The following is a 17,155-nucleotide window of genomic DNA, read 5'->3' on the forward strand; positions in this document are numbered from 1 at the left end:
TTTTATATTCAAAAATACAAACTTTTAATTTATTTTTCAAGTTAATTTTTGATGCCTTTTGGCAATGAAGCATTTATATCGAGCAAAATGGGTATTGATTTGTTAACTTTGGCATATGTTGCATCACTGATACTTTTCGTCATCCAACAACGTTAAAACAAAACCTCGCCAACCCACGGGAATCCCACGATTTAAATCGTGGGTTGTGGGAGGCACATACACAAGCTCACCCCATGGCTTTAGCCGTGGGAGAAGGCCGCCGGGCCTCAAAAACCACGACCATGACCACTCTACTCCACCCCGTCGCCCCCGGCGACACCCTCACCAGCATCGCCCGTCAATACGACGTCAAAGTCCGTCACCTCAAAGCCCTCAACGGTTTGCAATCCAGCCAATTGTTCCTGGGGCAAAACCTCCTGATCCGGATAGAAGAGGAAGACGCCAGCCCCGTAGCCGCCAAATCCCGTGGTTTACTCGACTCCTCCAGCTCCCAACACGTCGTCAAACCCGGAGAAACCCTCTACCGCATCGCCATCAATTACAAAGTGTCGGTAGAGCAAATCAAAAAAGACAACAACCTCAAATCTGATACCCTGAGTGTGGGCATGGTTTTGCGCATTGGCAGCAACCAACCAATTACCACTCCTGTAAAGCCCCAGAATTTTAAAAACTACACCGTGGTCAAAGGTGACACCCTGAGCAAAATCGCCCGGGAAAACAACACCACGATTGTCGCTTTGCGCAGCCTCAACAACCTGAAAAGTGATGCGCTGAGCATTGGGCAGGTACTCAAGGTCAGTGTCAGTGTGGGGGGAAATACCTTTCCGCCCGTTACACCACTACCGCCAAGCCCGCCGCCAGTGGTAAAGCCGCCGGTAGTGGTCAATCCTCCAGTACCTACGCCGCCACCTACCCCAACTCCACCGCCTTCACCAAACCCACCCGTCAACCCCTCCAGCAATTCAGCCCTGCTGGGTCGCCGGGAGGATACCGCCTACAACCTTTATCTGGACATTCGTTTGCTCAACAATGAAGTCCGCACCTTCAAACTCATCAGAAAACTGAATGGCTATAGCCTTTCGGGCCAGGCCCGTGCTGTGCCTTCTCATGCCGCCATTGCCACCGCTGGATTGACCCCACAAATTTTCAATGCTCTACAGTTTTGTAAAAAAGTAGAGGGGCATTACGACGCCATCAATACCTACGACGTGGGTATTTTTTCCTACGGTTTTATCCAGTTTGCCGCCAAATTCAGTTTGAATCAGTTGTTACAAAGCATGAAAACTTTTGCTCCGCTGCAATTCCAACAAACCTTTGAAAGGGCCGGGATTACGGTCAAAAACGGGCAGGTTAGTGTGGCTTCAGCACCAATGATTGTCAATCAGGTGCAGATCTGGGAATACATCAAATCGCAGACAGACTTGTTTGTACCTTTTATTCAGGCCGGTTTTGTACAGGAATTGGTTGTTGAGCAATACCGGGTGGCCAACGCTTTGTATGCGGTGCCTTCGCTGGGCGCGATGCTGAATTTGAATTTGGCAAATGGAGCCAGAATACAAACACCAGTGTCTAGTGTTTTGCGCGACCTCGAAACTCAGGCCTTAGCCATTGCAATGGGCGTGAACCTCGGGCCCAACTACATGGCCATGGTGCTGAGCGAAGCACTGAGTGATCTGGCGCAAAACCGTAGCATTGCTGAGCTAAACTTCTTGGCCAGCACTGCATGGAGAGACATTTGTAACCATTTGATCGCCTTTGAAACGGTGCCCCGGCCGGATCAATCCCGACGGAAGAGTGCACTGACGATTGAGCGGGCACGGAAAATCCTGGAGGTGGGTGTGCCCGTTGTTTTGGTTTAAAAGCTTAAAAAAATGTAGTACTGAGGTGAATCCTTAGGTGCCTTCAGGTTCTTAGGTGGTGACTGATACCCAGCTTCGCTGGTTTTTCTTTTTTCACCACCTAAGAAACCAAAGGCACCTAAGGGGCACCTCAGTAGGTATTCATATGATCTAAGGAATGGTATCTGGCTTAATTCCCGCCAAAGGTGCCACCTGCAAGGTCTTCAAAAAGTTCGTATCCCTCCGCAATGAATCCCGATAAATGATCGAATCCCGAATCATCTTAGTCTGGCGTTCATCCAGCGCAATTCTTTGCTTGTCCACTTTGAGGTAGAGTGAACCAAGAGCAAAGAGCACCCCAAGGTTGAGTACCACTAAAAAAATGAGAAACTGCCTGGCAAAAGTATACGTTTGATTTGGCTGGTTTTCCAACATGTTGTTCACTTTTAAACTTGTTACACAGTACGTTTAACGACATACCCAATCAGCAGATTGAGCAAGAAGAAGACCCAAACTCCTCCCGTGAGGTAAGCCCAATCGCGGGTGAAGGCCACCAAAAAGCCCGATTGACCGATCGAGTAAAAACTATAGCGCAGCCAGTCCAAACCATTGTTCGTCCAGAGTTTTTGCACGGGATCGGGCTGCCCATCCGCAGTTTTACCATAATCAAAGGGCGTATTGACATTGAGGTATTGGCTGAGTTCAGTTTTTAGGGTGGGAAAAGGAGCGGTATTGTCTTTGATGGTGCGGGTGACTTCATCCAGGCGGTGTTTGGCCAACTGATCCACGTAAGCCTTGCGCACCAGGTCTTCCTGAGCACGCTCGTAGGCGGGGAAGGAATTGGCGGTACTCTCGCTTTCCTTGTCCATCAAACGGTCGTATTCGCCCTGCTTGGTAGAGGCTTTAAAAAAGACGGGTAAAATGTCGACCAACACAAAAAAGACGATCAAAAACCACTTGGTCCATTTCACGGAAGTTCCACCCACTGGTTTGGCTTCCAGGCGTTCCAGGGCAACTTCGCGGGCCAGGTAATTGTAGCTGAATTGGTCCTGGAAACCCTTCAGTTTTGCTTCCCGTTCGCCTTGTAGCTTGGCGATTTCTTTGGTGTTGTCGCCAATTTTTACATCGTTCTTATTGCGCAGGGCGACAATTTCCTCGTTGAGGTAGCGGATTTCTTCCTTGATTTCGCTGGCGCGGGGGCCATATTGCTTCATACCCGAGGTAGTACCACAATTCATGGTGGTATCCTTGCCACTCATTTCAAACAGCAACAACTTTTCCTTACAGGCGCGCTCGGCTAGTTTAAGCTCTACCTCTCCCTTGAGCGTAGAATCGCGGTTGCGCACCACGTCGATGGTGTTTTCGTATTGGGCGTAAATGGCTTTTTCCCCTTCTTCCTTCATGGCAAAAAGTTCCTGCTCCAAACTATCGTCGAAAACGAGCAGTACGATCGGGTGGGAAACCAACACACCAATGCCAATCGAAAACAACAAACGGCTCAGAAATAAAAAGGAAAACAAGTCTTTGCGGGCGCTGTCAGACTTGCGAAAAGTGGAGACAATAAAGCGGTCGAAAGTAAAAACGATGCAGGCCCAAACGATTCCCGCCCCGATGTAAACAAAGGGTTTATCGGTCAGGGTGGATACGGCGTACATCATCGAGAACAAGCCAAGCACCGCTGGCACCAGCACCAAACCGCCATAGCCGGCGTGTTTGACGTGTTCAGAGCGCCCGGTTCGGTCCAGGATTTCCCGGTCCGAACCAGCACTCCATACAAAAAAGTCGTAGAATAATCCCTTCATGAACAGTCGGATGAATAAGCCTCAAATGACTCTACTGGACATTTTGCTCGGAGGACATCAATAGCCCCAGGCTTCAGCCTGGGGTCACAGGAACCCTACGGATTTGGGCTTTAGCCCTAGCTTAAAAATCAAAGCTTGGGCTAAAGCCCCATCAAGAAGGACAATCTCGATCCACGCGCTAAAGCACGTGGCAATTCATGCCCTCCGAACAAAAAGTTCAGTAGTGTAGCCTCAAATAACAGGCATTTTAAACTCCTATGTCACAATTTGGGATGAATCCGTGCAAAAAAGGGACAAATTCTAGGGTTTTACCTTTTTAAGTTGATAATCCAGGCGCTCCTGATCTGAAATGCGTTGCTGAATCACGTAGACGTAGTTTTGAGAGGTTTTGTTGCCGTATTGGGTGTAGGCTTTGCCAGCCCAGTCCTCGGCCTCTTTCAGGTTGCCATTGCGTTCCATGGCGAGAGCCAGGTTGTGAGCGGCTTTCCCTTTAGTTTTGGGATCGCGGGCGGAGCTGAGGAGGTCATGCCAGATTTTCGCTGCATCTTCCCACTTGTTGGCTTGGGTAAGGCGGTGAGCTTCCTCCATGGCATTCTTGTCTGCTCCTTTTGCAGTAGTGTAATAGGTTCGACTTACATTGACCCAAACCGGAGCAATTCGTTTGCCGTAAGCGTCACCAGCTTTGGCTGCAAGATCGCGCACTGCGGTCAATTGAGACCGCAAGTTGTTCCGAGCCCGGTCCTGGGTGTCGCCAGTCGCAGAATCTTCGTCGTATTGACTAACGGTGTTTTCATCTACGACGACTCTTTTTTTGGAATCGTATACCCGCCAGCCCATGTATACCCGCACGTTGCGACGTGCAGTGTGGGTGTATTTGATGACTTCGGTGCCGTCCTTTTGTTTGGATTTGTAGCTGGATTGGCTGTAGGAAATGTCGGAAGAAGAGTCAAAAGACTCCAGGGCAATCATGGCATCAGCGCCGTATTTGCTACAAATGGATTGCACCTCGTTCCAGTTCATCGGTGGCAACATTTGTTTGCCATTTTTTAAACCATTGTATTCCAGGCCGGTTCCTTTTACTTGAAGCGTAGGAGTGCGGGTAAGAGTAGTGGTGAGGTTTTGCATGGCCAAACGTCGCCCTTCACGGTCCTGCCCAAAATCTTCGCCTGAAACCATTCCTTCCAAGAAGTTGGCAAAACCTTTTTCCGGCTTGCTGCGGTCGATGATGGCTACCACTTTGATGTCATCAGGCAATACAATTTGAGAAGGTTGTAGCACTTCCAAATAGGTTGAACTGGTGCCACAACTCCAGGAAATAAGCGCTACCAAAGCAAGTAGCAATAGGGATTGATTTTTCATTGTGTGTGTCAGGTTTTGGTGGTTACAATAAATGTGTATCTCAGACCAAAAAAGTCAGGCTCAGGATGCATTTTTTCGATGGGTGATGTGAAAAACAGGGTGGAAAATTGGGGTTATTTCGATTTAGGTCATTTTTTAAGTAGCATCGGAAGCAGGAATTTTCCGACTTTTGGGAATTCAGTATTGAACGCTTAGCCAAAAATAACCCTTTGTCCTCAATTTATGAAGATTTGGGGCATTTATGGCTAAATAAATGCCTCGCCGAGGGCGAAGGCTACAAATCCTAAACTTACTAAAAAACATGCTACCACCCATTCAACACAGCGTACTGGAACGTTTTTTGCGCTACGTGCAAATCGACACCCAATCCAACCCATTTTCCCAAACTTTTCCCACCACGGAAAAACAAAAAGATCTCGCGCAGGTGTTGGCTCAAGAGCTACAAGACCTAGGTATAAGCGACGCCCACATGGACGAACACGGCTACGTATATGCTACCATTCCCGCCACCGTAAATAAAACTGTCCCCGTCATTTGTTTTTGCTCGCACATGGACACCTCACCAGATAGCAGTGGCACCAATGTCAAACCCCTGATTCACCACAATTACGATGGTCGCGATTTGGTGTTGCCCGACGATCCCAACGTAGTCATCCGTTTACAAGATCATCCCAATCTGGGTGAACAAATGGGCAACGACATCGTCACTGCCAGTGGCCTCACCTTGCTGGGGGCGGACAATAAAGCGGGAGTAGCCGAAATTATGGATGCCGCACAGTATTTCATGCAGCACCCGGAACTTCCCCACGGAGCCATCAAAATCCTCTTCACTCCAGATGAAGAAGTGGGCCGAGGGGTAGAAAAAGTTGACCTGCAAAAGTTGGGTGCGGATTATGGGTATACCATCGACGGCGAACGCCGAGGCTCATTTGAAGACGAAACCTTCAGCGCCGATGCTGCTACCCTGATCATTGATGGGGTAAGTGCACACCCTGGTTTTGCCAAAGGTAAAATGGAAAGTGCGGTCAAAATTGTGTGCGACATCATTGCCAAGTTGCCCAAAGATCGCCTCACGCCTGAAGCAGTAGATGGCCGCGAGGGCTTCATCCATCCAGTGACAGTAGAAGGCCTGGCAGAAAAGGCGGCAGTACATTTTATCATCCGCGATTTTACGGATGAAAAACTGGTCGAACACGAGGCGTTTTTGAAAAATGTAGTGGAGGAAGTAATGCAAAACTACCCCCATTCCCGCTATGAGTTGCGCATACACGAGCAATACCGCAACATGAAAAAAGTGCTGGATCAACATCCGCAAGTGAGTACCAATGCCCTGGAAGCCATCCGTCGGGCAGGTTTGGAGCCGATTCATTCCAGTATTCGGGGTGGTACGGATGGATCACGCTTGTCTTTTATGGGCTTGCCTTGTCCGAACATTTTTGCTGGAGAACACGCTTTTCACTCCAAGCAGGAATGGGTCTCGGTGCAGGACATGCAGAAGGCCGTGGAGACAATTGTACACTTGGCGATGATTTGGGCAGAGTAGGGCAAATCCAATAAAACATACCCTCAATGAGTGAAATAGAAAAACTTGCCGCCGCTTTGGAAGCCTTCGCTGGGCTCAAGGCCAATGATTTCCAGTTATCCACCCCCTTTTGGCAAAGCAAAAATTACCAAAAGGGGGAATTTTACAACGAACACCGGAACATTTGTAAAAACCTGGGATTCATTACCAAAGGCGTTTTTCGATCCTATACCATTGATGAAAAAACGGGTGAAGAGAAAAACGTTTTTTTGTACTCTACGAATGGATTTGTGGTCACCTTCAAAAGTTTCATCAACCAAACACCCTGCGATTATTATACTCAGGCGATGACGGATGCCTCAGTTATTTTTATCAACATCATTGATTTACAGTCTCTTTATCAACGCTCTCATCAATGGGAAAAATTCGGCAGGCTCCTGGCGCAGGAAGCCTTTAATGTGACCATGACCCGGATTGAAGGCTTTATGTTCAAAACTCCGGAGGAGCGTTACCTGGACTTGATCCAGCAACACCCGGATATTTTTAACAGCGTCCCGCTTTATCATATTTCTTCCTATTTGGGCATTCAGGGCCCATCTTTGAGTCGAATCCGCAAAAGAATTTCAGGAAAATAATTCGATTTTAACTTGGGTTAAAATTATTGTCCCCCAGAGCCAGCAACTTTGTTTCATAAAATTCAAACTAATGAAAACGAAGACAATTGTATTGATTCATGGCCTGTTTGTGAACAATACCAGCTGGAAACAATGGAAAAGTTATTTTGAAGCCCAAGGCTACACCGTTTATACGCCAGCCAACCCTGGACATGAAGGTGCCCCTGCTCAACTCAGAGCCAACACCCATCCCCAATTGACCCAAACCGGGTTTAAAGACGTGGTGGAGAACATCATCAAGTTGATCGACACCTTACCAGAAAAACCGATTGTGATTGGCCACTCGCTGGCCGGTTTGGTCGTGCAAAAACTCATTGAATTGGACAAAGCCGTAGCGGGTATCAGCATCGACGGTGCGCCCCCAAAAAACGTGTTTGCTCCATTGGCTACCATCAAAATTGTATTGCCCGTTGTGAATTTCTTTAAAGGCAATAGTCCTTTTTTGGGCAGCAAAGACTGGTATCACCGGGCATTTTTCAACAACTACTCCAAAGCCGAAAGCGACAAATTGTATGAAACGATTGCAGTGCCAGAAAGCCGGAAAATCGCGCGAGATACTTTGTTGACGGCCTTTGCCAGTATAGATTTTAAAAAACCCCACCAACCCCTGCTTTTTATTGGTGGTGAAAAAGACAACATTTTTTCAGCCCAATTCACCCAAAAAATAGCAGGTTCTTATCAGGACAAAAACAGTGTCACCGATTTTAAAGCCTTCGCCGGAAGAAGCCATTTTTTGTGTGGGGAAGAAGGTTGGGAGGAAATAGCGGATTACATTTTGGGCTGGCTGGAAAAGCAGTAATGAAGCGATGTGGAGGAGTGCTAATTGGCGCACAGATGACGTCAATTGGCACTACCCTGGCTTATTTTTAATACGCTATATGTCAATATTTTTTTGGAAAAAATAAAATCCTGATTATTTTTGAAACCGATGTTTGTTTTGCTAGTCACCCTGCATTTTTCCATTTTAAAAGCGAAACAACATGTCAAAACAGGATCTTGAACCCTACCGCCAAAACTTGCAGTACAAGCAGGCTTTCGAAGACTTAGGCCTAAATCTTGCCGAAGTATTTGAGTTCACCCCAATGGATTTGGATTTGGAAAATCGGCGGCTGGAGAGTCTATTGAACTTCACCCTAAAGTACCAGCAATACGGCAGCCAAGAGTTGATGGAACTGGAAGAAGGTAGATTTTGCTATCCACCTATTTTCCCAGGTATTTCGCCAGAAAGTGATTGGTATCGTTTTGAACTTTGGCTCTTGAATCAACCTATCCGGAAAACCATTTCCGAACAATTGCCCCAAACCTTTAAAATCAAAAATCCTGATGAAATTCCAGAAGCAGAAATAGAACAGGAACTGGAAAAATTGCTCGTGGCAGTTGACCATGCTGGCTTTGGGATTGCGCTTTGCGAGGGGGTTCCCGCTCGTTTGGTTTACAAAGCAGTGTTAGGATGGGTAGGAGAAGAGTTTGAACTGACTGGCCCTGGTTCAGGAGGCTGGGTTTTTGATGGCTGTAGTGGTTATTGTCCAGAATGTATGCAACGTCCCTGGTGTAGTTCAGGGCAGGAAAATTGTTGGACAGAAGACGAAGAGGCCGGAAAAATGGTACTGATTGATGAACTGAAAACATATGTTTCAGCAAGCCCTCAGTCTTTGGCAATTTTGCAGGAAAGCCAGGCAGAAAAAGATGCATACATGGCCAAGTTCATGGAAGAACACAAAAATTCAAGGGTTGATGAAATTGGTGATTTTGATGATGATGGTGATTGGAAAGTGAAACAAAATTGAGTGACTGATGTCTTAGAAAAAAGAAAGAAGGCATAGACCAAATTGGTTCTATGCCTTTTTCTCTGCCTTAGAGCTTGAGGTTAGTCCCCCTCTTAACACACCTTAACATATCCCCTTACAATTTAACTTTTTAACAAATCTATCTTAACTTCCCCATAATGATTTGGCATTCATTATGGTAGTAATTTTGACCTATAACAAGCTCAAAATACACTGCCATGACACCGAAGCACTTTATTTCCAGCATCACGACCACTACCGTATTGGCCCTCTTGGCCGCCGCCTGTGCTTCTCCAGTTAAACTAGCCGAAGTAGGCGATTACGACCAAGCCATCGAACGCAGTGTAAACCGCCTGGTAGGGAAAGACCGCAAGAACGAAGAACTCGTCCGCACCGTAGAGTTCGCTTTCGAAAAAGCCACCACCCGCGATATGGACCAGGCCGAAGCCCTGCGCAACGAAAACCGCGCCGAAGCCTGGCCCCGCATCTATGACATCTTCCAACGCATCCAACGCCGCCAGCGCCTCGTAGAACCTCTGATTCCTTTGGTGGATCGCCGAGGTTATAAAGCCTCCTTCCAGTTTGTACGCGTGGAGGGGCTGCTCACTGAAGCCCGCGAAAAAGCTGCTGAATACCACTACAATTATGCGACCGACCTGCTTGCTCAGGCTCGCCGTACCAAAGATAAAACACCTGCTCGCCGCGCTTACGATGAGTTGGAGCGCATCCGCGAATACTACTCAACTTACCGCGACCGCGAAGCCCTACAACGTGAAGCTCAATACCTCGGCACCACATTTGTATTGGTAAATGTGGAAAACCGCGCCCCAGTTATTCTTCCTATTGGTTTTGATCGGGAACTGACCGAACTCAGTTTCCGCGATCTCAACGACCGCTGGCGGGTCTTTCACAACAACCGTCAATCGGGCATCGAATACGACATCAAAGCCACCCTCATGCTGCGCGACGTACAGGTAAGCCCTGGCACCTACCGCGAGCGCCAGTACGAGGAGCAAAACCAGATTCAGGACGGCTGGGTGTACGAGTACGATACCCGTGGCAATGTGAAAAAAGACACGGCTGGCAACGACATCAAATACCCCAACAAAATCAACGTCAAAGCCCTGGTCACCGAAGTTTACCAACACAAAGGTGCCCGCCTGAACGCCCAATTGGAACTCTTTGACTTACACTCTGGTTCAGTGATCGATTCTCGTCCCCTTGGTGCAGAAGCGTTTTGGGAAAACTACGCTGCTACTTTCCGAGGCGATGAACGTGCCCTAAGTAAGGAAACCCGTAGCCGCATTGGCAATCGCCCCGGTAATTTCCCCGACGACGCTGTAATGATTTTGGACGCTGCCCGCAGACTGAGACCAGTGGTGGTGGATCAGTTGCGGCAGGTGAAAATTTAAAAGGGTTCCATCTGGTCACTGAGCGTAGTCGAAGTGACAGATGGAACCCTTTTTTGGTTTTTCCAAAAAAACTCCCTAACTTCACCCCCAGTATTTAGAATACTTTTTTTTGTTGTGATCTTAAGCTTGCAGGCATCAGTTTTTTTTGAACTGATGTCTTTTTTTATGCAATAATATGAACAGTATCCTATACCAACACTGTCCGCTTTGTGGCAGCTACGACATCGAAAAAGCCGTAGCCACCCGTGATCATTCCATTTCGGGTGAAGCCTTTGACCTCTTTGATTGTCACGGTTGTGGCCTGCGTTTTACCCAAAACATCCCGGGCCCTGACAAGATTGGTTCGTACTACCAAAGTGAAAATTACATTTCGCATAGCGATACCAAAAAAGGTTTGATCAACCGCCTATACCACGCAGCGCGTGAATACATGCTGCGCAGCAAGCAAAGGCTGGTGCAAAGCTTGAGCGACCAGCGCCGACTTTTGGACGTGGGTTGTGGCACGGGGTATTTCATGAACCATATGCGCGGCCAGGGCTATGAAGTCTTGGGGGTAGAAGTAGACGAAGGGGCGCGAAACTTTGGCATTCAACAATTTGGCCTGGATGTACGCCCACCCGCTGAACTGGAAGCGGGTACCCTACCCGGCAAATTCGGCATCATCAGTATGTGGCATGTTTTGGAACACGTATACGATCCCAAACTTTACCTGAAACGCTTGCATGAACTGCTAGACGACGAAGGTGTGTTGATGATCGCAGTGCCCAACTACCAGTCGCTCGATGGTCAAAAATACGGCGCGCACTGGGCCGCCTACGACGTTCCGCGCCACCTCTGGCATTTTTCGCCAAAAACCATGAGCAACCTGGCTGCCGAAATGGGCTTTAAAGTGATCGACAAAAAAGGTATGCCACTCGATCCTTTTTACGTGTCGCTGCTGAGTGAGAAGTACCGAGGGAAGGGCATTCTGGCCTTACCTTTGGGGGCGATCACGGGCTTGCGTTCATTGCTAAAAAGCTGGAGAAAAGTAGAACGGTCGAGTTCGATTATTTACGTGTTGCGTAAAGCTTAATGGGTGCAAAAATCATTATTTTCACTCCTTTTTATCCTTTTTTCAACAACCGCCTTCACCCAAGACCATTACTGGTGGGCCAACAACGTAGGCTGGGATGGTCAACGCTTTTGGGGCGAGTACATCATTCGCTCCCCACGATTTTTAGGCCCAAATGCATTGCCCATTCCCCGCTTGGGCAATGGTCGGGTGCCGAATGAACGTTCCTTTGCAATATCTGGAAACAGCCACTTCACACCTGGCGATGCCACTCAAAACCTGGCGCTGTACGGCACCTACAATTTGGTGCCCAATGTGATCAGTTTCGAGATGTATTGGGTACCCATTGAGTACTTCACCCTATCTCATGCCATTAAAACCGAGCGCAAAACCTTCCATGTTTTTTACAATGAACATTTGGCGAGTGGGGATATTTACCTGCATACACTGATCCAGGTATTGAAGGCTGAAACCCATCCAGTGGATTTGGCGCTGCGCATCGGGTACCGCTTCCCCTCCTCTACCATGCTGGGCATGGCGCGTTATACGGACTCGCCGGGATATTATCTCGATTTGTCTTTTGGCAAAAAACTGATTGATGGCAGCCTGGATCTGAGTGTACAAGGTATGGGTGGGATTTTTGTGTGGCAAATCAACCAAAACCGTCAAAATCAAAATGATGCGCCCTTGTTTGGATTGGGATTGAATTTAGAAGGGAAAAACTGGGCGCTGTCGCCCGCTTTCCGGGGTTATTCAGGGTACCTCAACAATGGAGACCGACCTATGGCCTTGAGTTTGTCTGGGCAAATAGATGTCAATCCTCGTTGGCAGTTTTTTAGTACTGTCCAAACTGGATTCGGTGATTTGTTGTACGATTCTTTTGAATTGGGGAGTAAATTCCGTTTTTCAAGTTCGCATCTGAGGTGATTCCTTGAGTGCCTTAGGTTTCTTAGGTGGTAAAAAACTTCTTTCACCACCTAAGAAACTTGAGACACCGAAGAGGTACCTTAGTTGTGTGCCTCAATAAATTCCAGTGCCCGATGTTCCAACCAATAATCCGGCCCCGGATAATTCCGAATTGCAAACCCCACATGCCCCCCCTTCCGCGGTGTTTCCACATAAAAATAAGGATGGTGCTTAGCCAGGTGTTTGGGTGAACAAGAGGGCGTCAAAATGGGATCATTCATGGCGTTGCACAAGAGGGCTGGCACCGTAATGCCCTCCACGAAATTTTGCGCCGAAGCCTGGTAATAAAAATCCTCCGCATCCCGATAGCCGTTGATGGGCGCAGAATAAAACTCGTCAAAATCGCGCCAGGTTTTGATTTGATCAAATTTACTCAAGTCGATCTGCCCCGGGAATTGCTCCGCCTTGGCGGTAATTTTTTTGCTTAAACTGCTGAAAAACTTACGGCGATAAAACCAGTTGCTGCGTTTTTCCAAAGTCTGGATGCTGCCTTGGAGGTCGCAAGGCGAAGAAAAAGCGATACCCGTTTTGATGGCTTCAGGGATGTTTTTGCCATGTACACCCAGGTATTTGAGCAAAATACTGCCCCCCATGCTGTAGCCAATCAGATGGATTTTTTGGTACGCTTTGCGCTGCAAGGCATGCTTGATGACCTGCTCGAAATCCCCAATTTCCCCATGGTTGTACAAGCGCAAATTGCGGTTCATCTCGCCACTGCAAGAACGGCAATTCCAGCCCAATACGTCCATTCCTTTTTGATGAAAAAAATGGGCTGCGGCTTTCATGTAAACGCGATCGGTGCTGCCCTCCAAGCCGTGGGACAAAATGACCAACTCTTGGCTATTGGCCTCCAACCAATCCAAATCTACAAAATCGCCATCGGGCAATTCCAGGCGTTCACGCTGGTAATGCAGGGCCTCGATTTTGCGGGTCAAAGCGGGAAGAATGGTCTGGAAGTGACCATTGAGCTGGTAACGTGGGGGACCGGGGTAGGAAGAATGGGGGACGAGTGGCATCGGTTAAAATGATTTTGCTGCAGTGGGTTAACTGCTGCAAATTTATCACTCTACTCTTGGGAAAACAAGGGAACGTAAAGGTTTGCTCATTTAATTTAAAAAGAAACGAGTGCCCAGATCAAGGCCGTAGCTATAGAAAAAACTGGCGTAGTTGTTTTGCCTCTTTTCTGCCGAGCTGATGTCTCGTCGGATACTGGGTTGTAAAAACAAACTCCATTGCTCTCCTATTTGATAATTTAGACCTAAAGTAGCGTGTAAGGCAAAATTATTGGGGTTCGCCTCCCGATCTTTTCGAGTTGTACTCGTGCGAACTCCATTTTCAACATTGACTACTTCTGTGTTCTGATAAAAATTCGCAGAACCCCCAACTTCTGTATACACGCTGAACTTACCCGTAGTGATAAAATAACGAACTGAAAGCGGGATTTCCAAAAAACGATGATTAAAAATAAACTGAAACCTAGTTTGAACAGAGTCCTCAATCGGCAAACCAGTATTTGGGTCAAAGCGTGTTCCCCAACGAAGTAGTGTTTCTCGGTTTTTGTAACTCAGCTCTGCAAAACGCAATCCACTTCGCAACCAGATTCTTTTTCCTAAACGGTATTGAAAATGTAATCCTGCACGATAACCTATGTTTTCGATGTAGTAATCGTTTTGTAATGAATTTTTTACGATGATTCCAGACTGATGCATTCCATATTGGACATCCAAAGCGGCCCGATTTTGAGCAACAATCCAGGAGGGTAAAAAACAAATAACCAAGGCGAGTAGTCGGCAAATTTTCATGGTCTTACTGTGTTGAGTTCAGCAATAAGACGTAAAAAATCTGGTTAAAGTATTGTTTTAACAAAAAACAGAAGTAAAAACTAAGTCACCCTAATTTGTTATAACAAACCCAAAGCGGCATTTTTTAAACACAAAGAAAAAAGGAAGACACAAAGAACACAAAGCGAAGCGTCGTCAACGTCTAACTTTGTGCCCTCTGTGTCCTCTATTTTTTTCTTTGTGTTTAAAAATATGTCGCTTTAGGTTTTATAATGAAAATTTGAGACGATAGACTGCCTCAATTAAAACTCGGCACCATCATCACCGCGTTCTGCATCATCCGGCTTGGCCCGCGCCAAAACATGCGGAACTGCGTATTGTCCTGCAAAAACACAATTTTGCCTTGCCCGAGTGGCAGCACGCCCGCGAAGGTGTTGCCCGCCAGGGATTTTTTATTGTCTTCGGAAATGTAGCCCGCCACAAAAGCCTTATCGGCGCTGGCATAACGTCCCACACTTTGTAATTCGGGGCTGGGCGCCAGGGCGGCATTGTCCTGCTTGATGCTGTACAACTCCTTACCTAAACCAAAAGCGAGGGGGTGACTGTTGTCAATCAGGCCATTCAAGGCGGTGCCTGGAGTGCGTTTTTTGCCATAATAATCTTCCCGATCTTCATAGGCAACCGTGCGGGCCGCCATACTCGAATCCCGGGCAGGCTCAATCAACTTGACATTGGTGAAACGGGAACGTTGGGCGGTGAAAAAGCCCACTGCACTTTCGGTGGCGATGAGGGTACCGCCCCGGCTGATCCAGTCGCGCAATTGAGCTTGTTGCTCCGGTTTGAAGAGTTCGCCCAGCCCAGCTCCGCCGTCGGGCAAAATCAACACATCAAACTGGTTCAAATCAGCAGCCCCATAGCGCTCGCCAAACTTGGGCAAGGCAGTTTGTTGGAGCACTGAGCCCCGCACCCGCTGAATGGGCAATCCTGTTTCGTAGTCGAACAAAAAGGTGATTTGCCCAGCAGTCAGGGAGGAAAACGGGGGATCAACCAACAGGGCCACCCGAGGTACCTTTAGTGGTCGGTTGCGGCCCGAAGCCAGGTCCATACCATCTTTAACCCGCCCGGAACCCAAACCGTGTATGATGACTACGGCCTTTTGAGCAATCTCCACCATGTCCTGGTGTATCTGCCCCAGTTTGTCCTCATTGCGTTCAATCAGCACAATCAGGGAACCGTAACCCCAGGTGGTTTTGCCATCGCTGAAGGGCTCGTGGCAAGCCCTGACTTTGTAGCCTTTGGCCCACAATTGCGCCAGTGCCTGCGGGGCATTGCGTTGTTTCCATTCGATGACATAGGCGTATTGGGCATTGGGGTTAATCACACCAGAACCGGCAATCAGTGCCTGGGTGACCACATCTGTAGCCACACTATGTTTGCTGTTACTGGAATAGCCCTCAATGTTGTAGGCCAGGATGGCCGACCAGGTAGCCATATCGTACATCACTGAATCTTCGATGGCCAGGCGGCGCTCCAAAACACTGCTGATGAACAGGTGTCGGGCCTGGTTGGTGCTCACGATGTAGGTGCCTGCTGGCAGGTTTTTTGAGCCTGTTTGGCCAGTACGGTAATCCAGGGCATCGCTAACGGTAAAAGCTTTGCTCGCTTTTTCCACCTTTACTTGTTGCCGCAGCAGCATGTTGACCACATCAATGGTGTAGGGAGATTCGGCAGAGAGATAATAGGTCTTGGTGGGACTTTTACTGGTGCCAGGATTCCAGGCGTCTACGCTGTATTTCAGGAGGGTTTCCTTGCGCTCCACCGCTTTTTTGATGGTTGCCATGGAAGTGGTGTAGTGGTCGAAAATGCGTATACGCAGGACGTTGTAGCCACCATCATCGGTTTGTACTGCCCGGCCACCACCAATGCCACCTTGTTCTACCAACATGGCAATGCCACCCATTACAGAAGGATAACTGGAGCCGTAGCCGGGGTAAAAGAAGTCAAAAGCGTCGCGGGTAAAATAGCTGATGCGGTGCTTGTCAAATTCTTTGATGTTGGCGCGGCCAAAGGTGTCACTCAAGGCCTCGTAGGTATCTGGCAGAAGTTTGTTGCGCGGCGTAGTGCCGGGGGCGGTGAAGTAGTTGTTGTTGTAACCTTGTTCGTGGAAATCGACGTGCACTTGTGACATCCACTGCTGGTAATCCATGGTCAGGGTGCGGGTTTCGGGGTGGATGCCCCATACCCAGTCGCGGTTGACGTCGAACCAGTAGTGGTTGCCGCGACCACCAGGCCAAGGTTCGTAGTGCTCCAGGTCGCGGGGCTCGTAACCCAATACGCTGCGCTGGGTGGATTTGTACCAATAAATGAAACGGTCGCGCCCATCGGGATTGACGCAGATGTAGAGCACGATCACGGAATTGTTGAGAATCCGTTTGGTTTCTTCATCCTGTGCGGCGGCCAGGCGATAGGCGACCTGGGCTACAGCCTCGGTCGAAGAGGCTTCGTTGCCGTGGATATTGTAACTGTAGGTAATAAAAATGGGGTCGGTCTTGACCAGATTGGCCACTTCTGAAGCGCTGCCATCCAGGAGTTTCAGGTGGCGCTGGCGGATGCTCTCCAGGTTTTTGTGGTTCTCCGGCGAGGTGATGACCAAACGGATTAGAGGGCGACCTTCGTAGGTGCTGCCGTATTGGTGCAGGGTGACTTTGTCCGAAAGCCGATCCAGTTCTTTGACGTAGTTGACGGTATGGGCGTAAAGGGTGAACTCTGCACCGAGTTTGTAGCCAAAATACTGCTCAGGGGAGGGGATATTGGCGTCGTAAGTGAGTTGGGGGTCGAGGGGGAATCGTTTTTCATCTACCAACACAGGCCCTTGGGCGAGGAGCTGGAAGCTGAGGAGGAGGAAAAAGAAGAGGGTAAAAGTTGGCTTCATTTTGTGAAGTTTTGGAGGTGTTTGATGGAAT

General features: G+C 48.3%; 14 protein-coding genes. 8 read left to right on the forward strand and 6 right to left on the reverse strand.

The window, feature by feature from the left end:
* Window positions 1–281: 281 nt before the first annotated feature.
* Window positions 282–1,859, forward strand: coding sequence for a LysM peptidoglycan-binding domain-containing protein (locus ACO08K_RS30715; protein ID WP_421800331.1), 1,578 nt, complete (start codon window positions 282–284; stop codon window positions 1,857–1,859).
* A gap of 150 nt (window positions 1,860–2,009) precedes the next feature.
* Here the strand turns inward: ACO08K_RS30715 and ACO08K_RS30720 are convergent, their stop codons facing one another.
* From ACO08K_RS30720 to ACO08K_RS30730, 3 genes are all read right to left on the reverse strand, one after another.
* Window positions 2,010–2,273, reverse strand: coding sequence for a hypothetical protein (locus tag ACO08K_RS30720; RefSeq protein ID WP_421800332.1), 264 nt, complete (start codon window positions 2,271–2,273; stop codon window positions 2,010–2,012).
* A 20-nt stretch (window positions 2,274–2,293) separates the two neighbouring features.
* On the reverse strand, window positions 2,294–3,640 hold the full coding sequence (locus ACO08K_RS30725; RefSeq protein WP_421800333.1) for a DUF4407 domain-containing protein: 1,347 nt from the start codon (window positions 3,638–3,640) through the stop codon (window positions 2,294–2,296).
* 300 nt (window positions 3,641–3,940) lie between these two features.
* Window positions 3,941–4,999, reverse strand: coding sequence for a DUF6340 family protein (locus ACO08K_RS30730; RefSeq protein WP_421800334.1), 1,059 nt, complete (start codon window positions 4,997–4,999; stop codon window positions 3,941–3,943).
* 301 nt (window positions 5,000–5,300) lie between these two features.
* Between ACO08K_RS30730 and pepT the strand changes: the two genes are divergently transcribed.
* From pepT to ACO08K_RS30765, 7 genes are all read left to right on the forward strand, one after another.
* Window positions 5,301–6,542 carry a peptidase T gene (pepT, locus tag ACO08K_RS30735; RefSeq protein WP_421800335.1) on the forward strand — a complete coding sequence of 414 codons (1,242 nt, stop codon included), beginning with the start codon at window positions 5,301–5,303 and terminating at the stop codon, window positions 6,540–6,542.
* Window positions 6,543–6,568: 26 nt separating this feature from the next.
* Window positions 6,569–7,156, forward strand: a complete 588-nt coding sequence (locus ACO08K_RS30740) for a Crp/Fnr family transcriptional regulator (RefSeq protein ID WP_421800336.1) — start codon at window positions 6,569–6,571, stop codon at window positions 7,154–7,156.
* A gap of 70 nt (window positions 7,157–7,226) precedes the next feature.
* Window positions 7,227–7,994, forward strand: coding sequence for an alpha/beta hydrolase (locus tag ACO08K_RS30745; protein ID WP_421800337.1), 768 nt, complete (start codon window positions 7,227–7,229; stop codon window positions 7,992–7,994).
* Between the two features lie 181 nt (window positions 7,995–8,175).
* Window positions 8,176–8,982 carry a hypothetical protein gene (locus ACO08K_RS30750; RefSeq protein WP_421800338.1) on the forward strand — a complete coding sequence of 269 codons (807 nt, stop codon included), beginning with the start codon at window positions 8,176–8,178 and terminating at the stop codon, window positions 8,980–8,982.
* Between the two features lie 218 nt (window positions 8,983–9,200).
* Window positions 9,201–10,394: a hypothetical protein gene (locus tag ACO08K_RS30755; RefSeq protein WP_421800339.1), complete on the forward strand. Its 1,194-nt coding sequence runs from the start codon at window positions 9,201–9,203 to the stop codon at window positions 10,392–10,394.
* A 175-nt stretch (window positions 10,395–10,569) separates the two neighbouring features.
* Window positions 10,570–11,466 (forward strand): class I SAM-dependent methyltransferase, encoded by an 897-nt coding sequence (locus ACO08K_RS30760; RefSeq protein ID WP_421800340.1) that lies wholly within the window; start codon window positions 10,570–10,572, stop codon window positions 11,464–11,466.
* Between the two features lie 3 nt (window positions 11,467–11,469).
* Complete coding sequence (locus ACO08K_RS30765; protein WP_421800341.1) at window positions 11,470–12,372, forward strand: hypothetical protein; 903 nt, start codon at window positions 11,470–11,472, stop codon at window positions 12,370–12,372.
* An 80-nt stretch (window positions 12,373–12,452) separates the two neighbouring features.
* On the opposite strand, the gene ACO08K_RS30770 is transcribed toward ACO08K_RS30765, so the two are convergent.
* From ACO08K_RS30770 to ACO08K_RS30780, 3 genes are all read right to left on the reverse strand, one after another.
* Window positions 12,453–13,427: a YheT family hydrolase gene (locus ACO08K_RS30770; protein WP_421800342.1), complete on the reverse strand. Its 975-nt coding sequence runs from the start codon at window positions 13,425–13,427 to the stop codon at window positions 12,453–12,455.
* A 90-nt stretch (window positions 13,428–13,517) separates the two neighbouring features.
* Window positions 13,518–14,138, reverse strand: coding sequence for a hypothetical protein (locus ACO08K_RS30775; RefSeq protein WP_421800343.1), 621 nt, complete (start codon window positions 14,136–14,138; stop codon window positions 13,518–13,520).
* A 352-nt stretch (window positions 14,139–14,490) separates the two neighbouring features.
* A complete protein-coding gene (locus ACO08K_RS30780) occupies window positions 14,491–17,124 on the reverse strand; it encodes a M14 family metallopeptidase (RefSeq protein WP_421800344.1) in 2,634 nt (877 codons plus the stop codon).
* Window positions 17,125–17,155 lie beyond the last annotated feature (31 nt).

The organism is Haliscomenobacter sp. (genome assembly GCF_965225875.1).
Classification (GTDB): domain Bacteria; phylum Bacteroidota; class Bacteroidia; order Chitinophagales; family Saprospiraceae; genus Haliscomenobacter.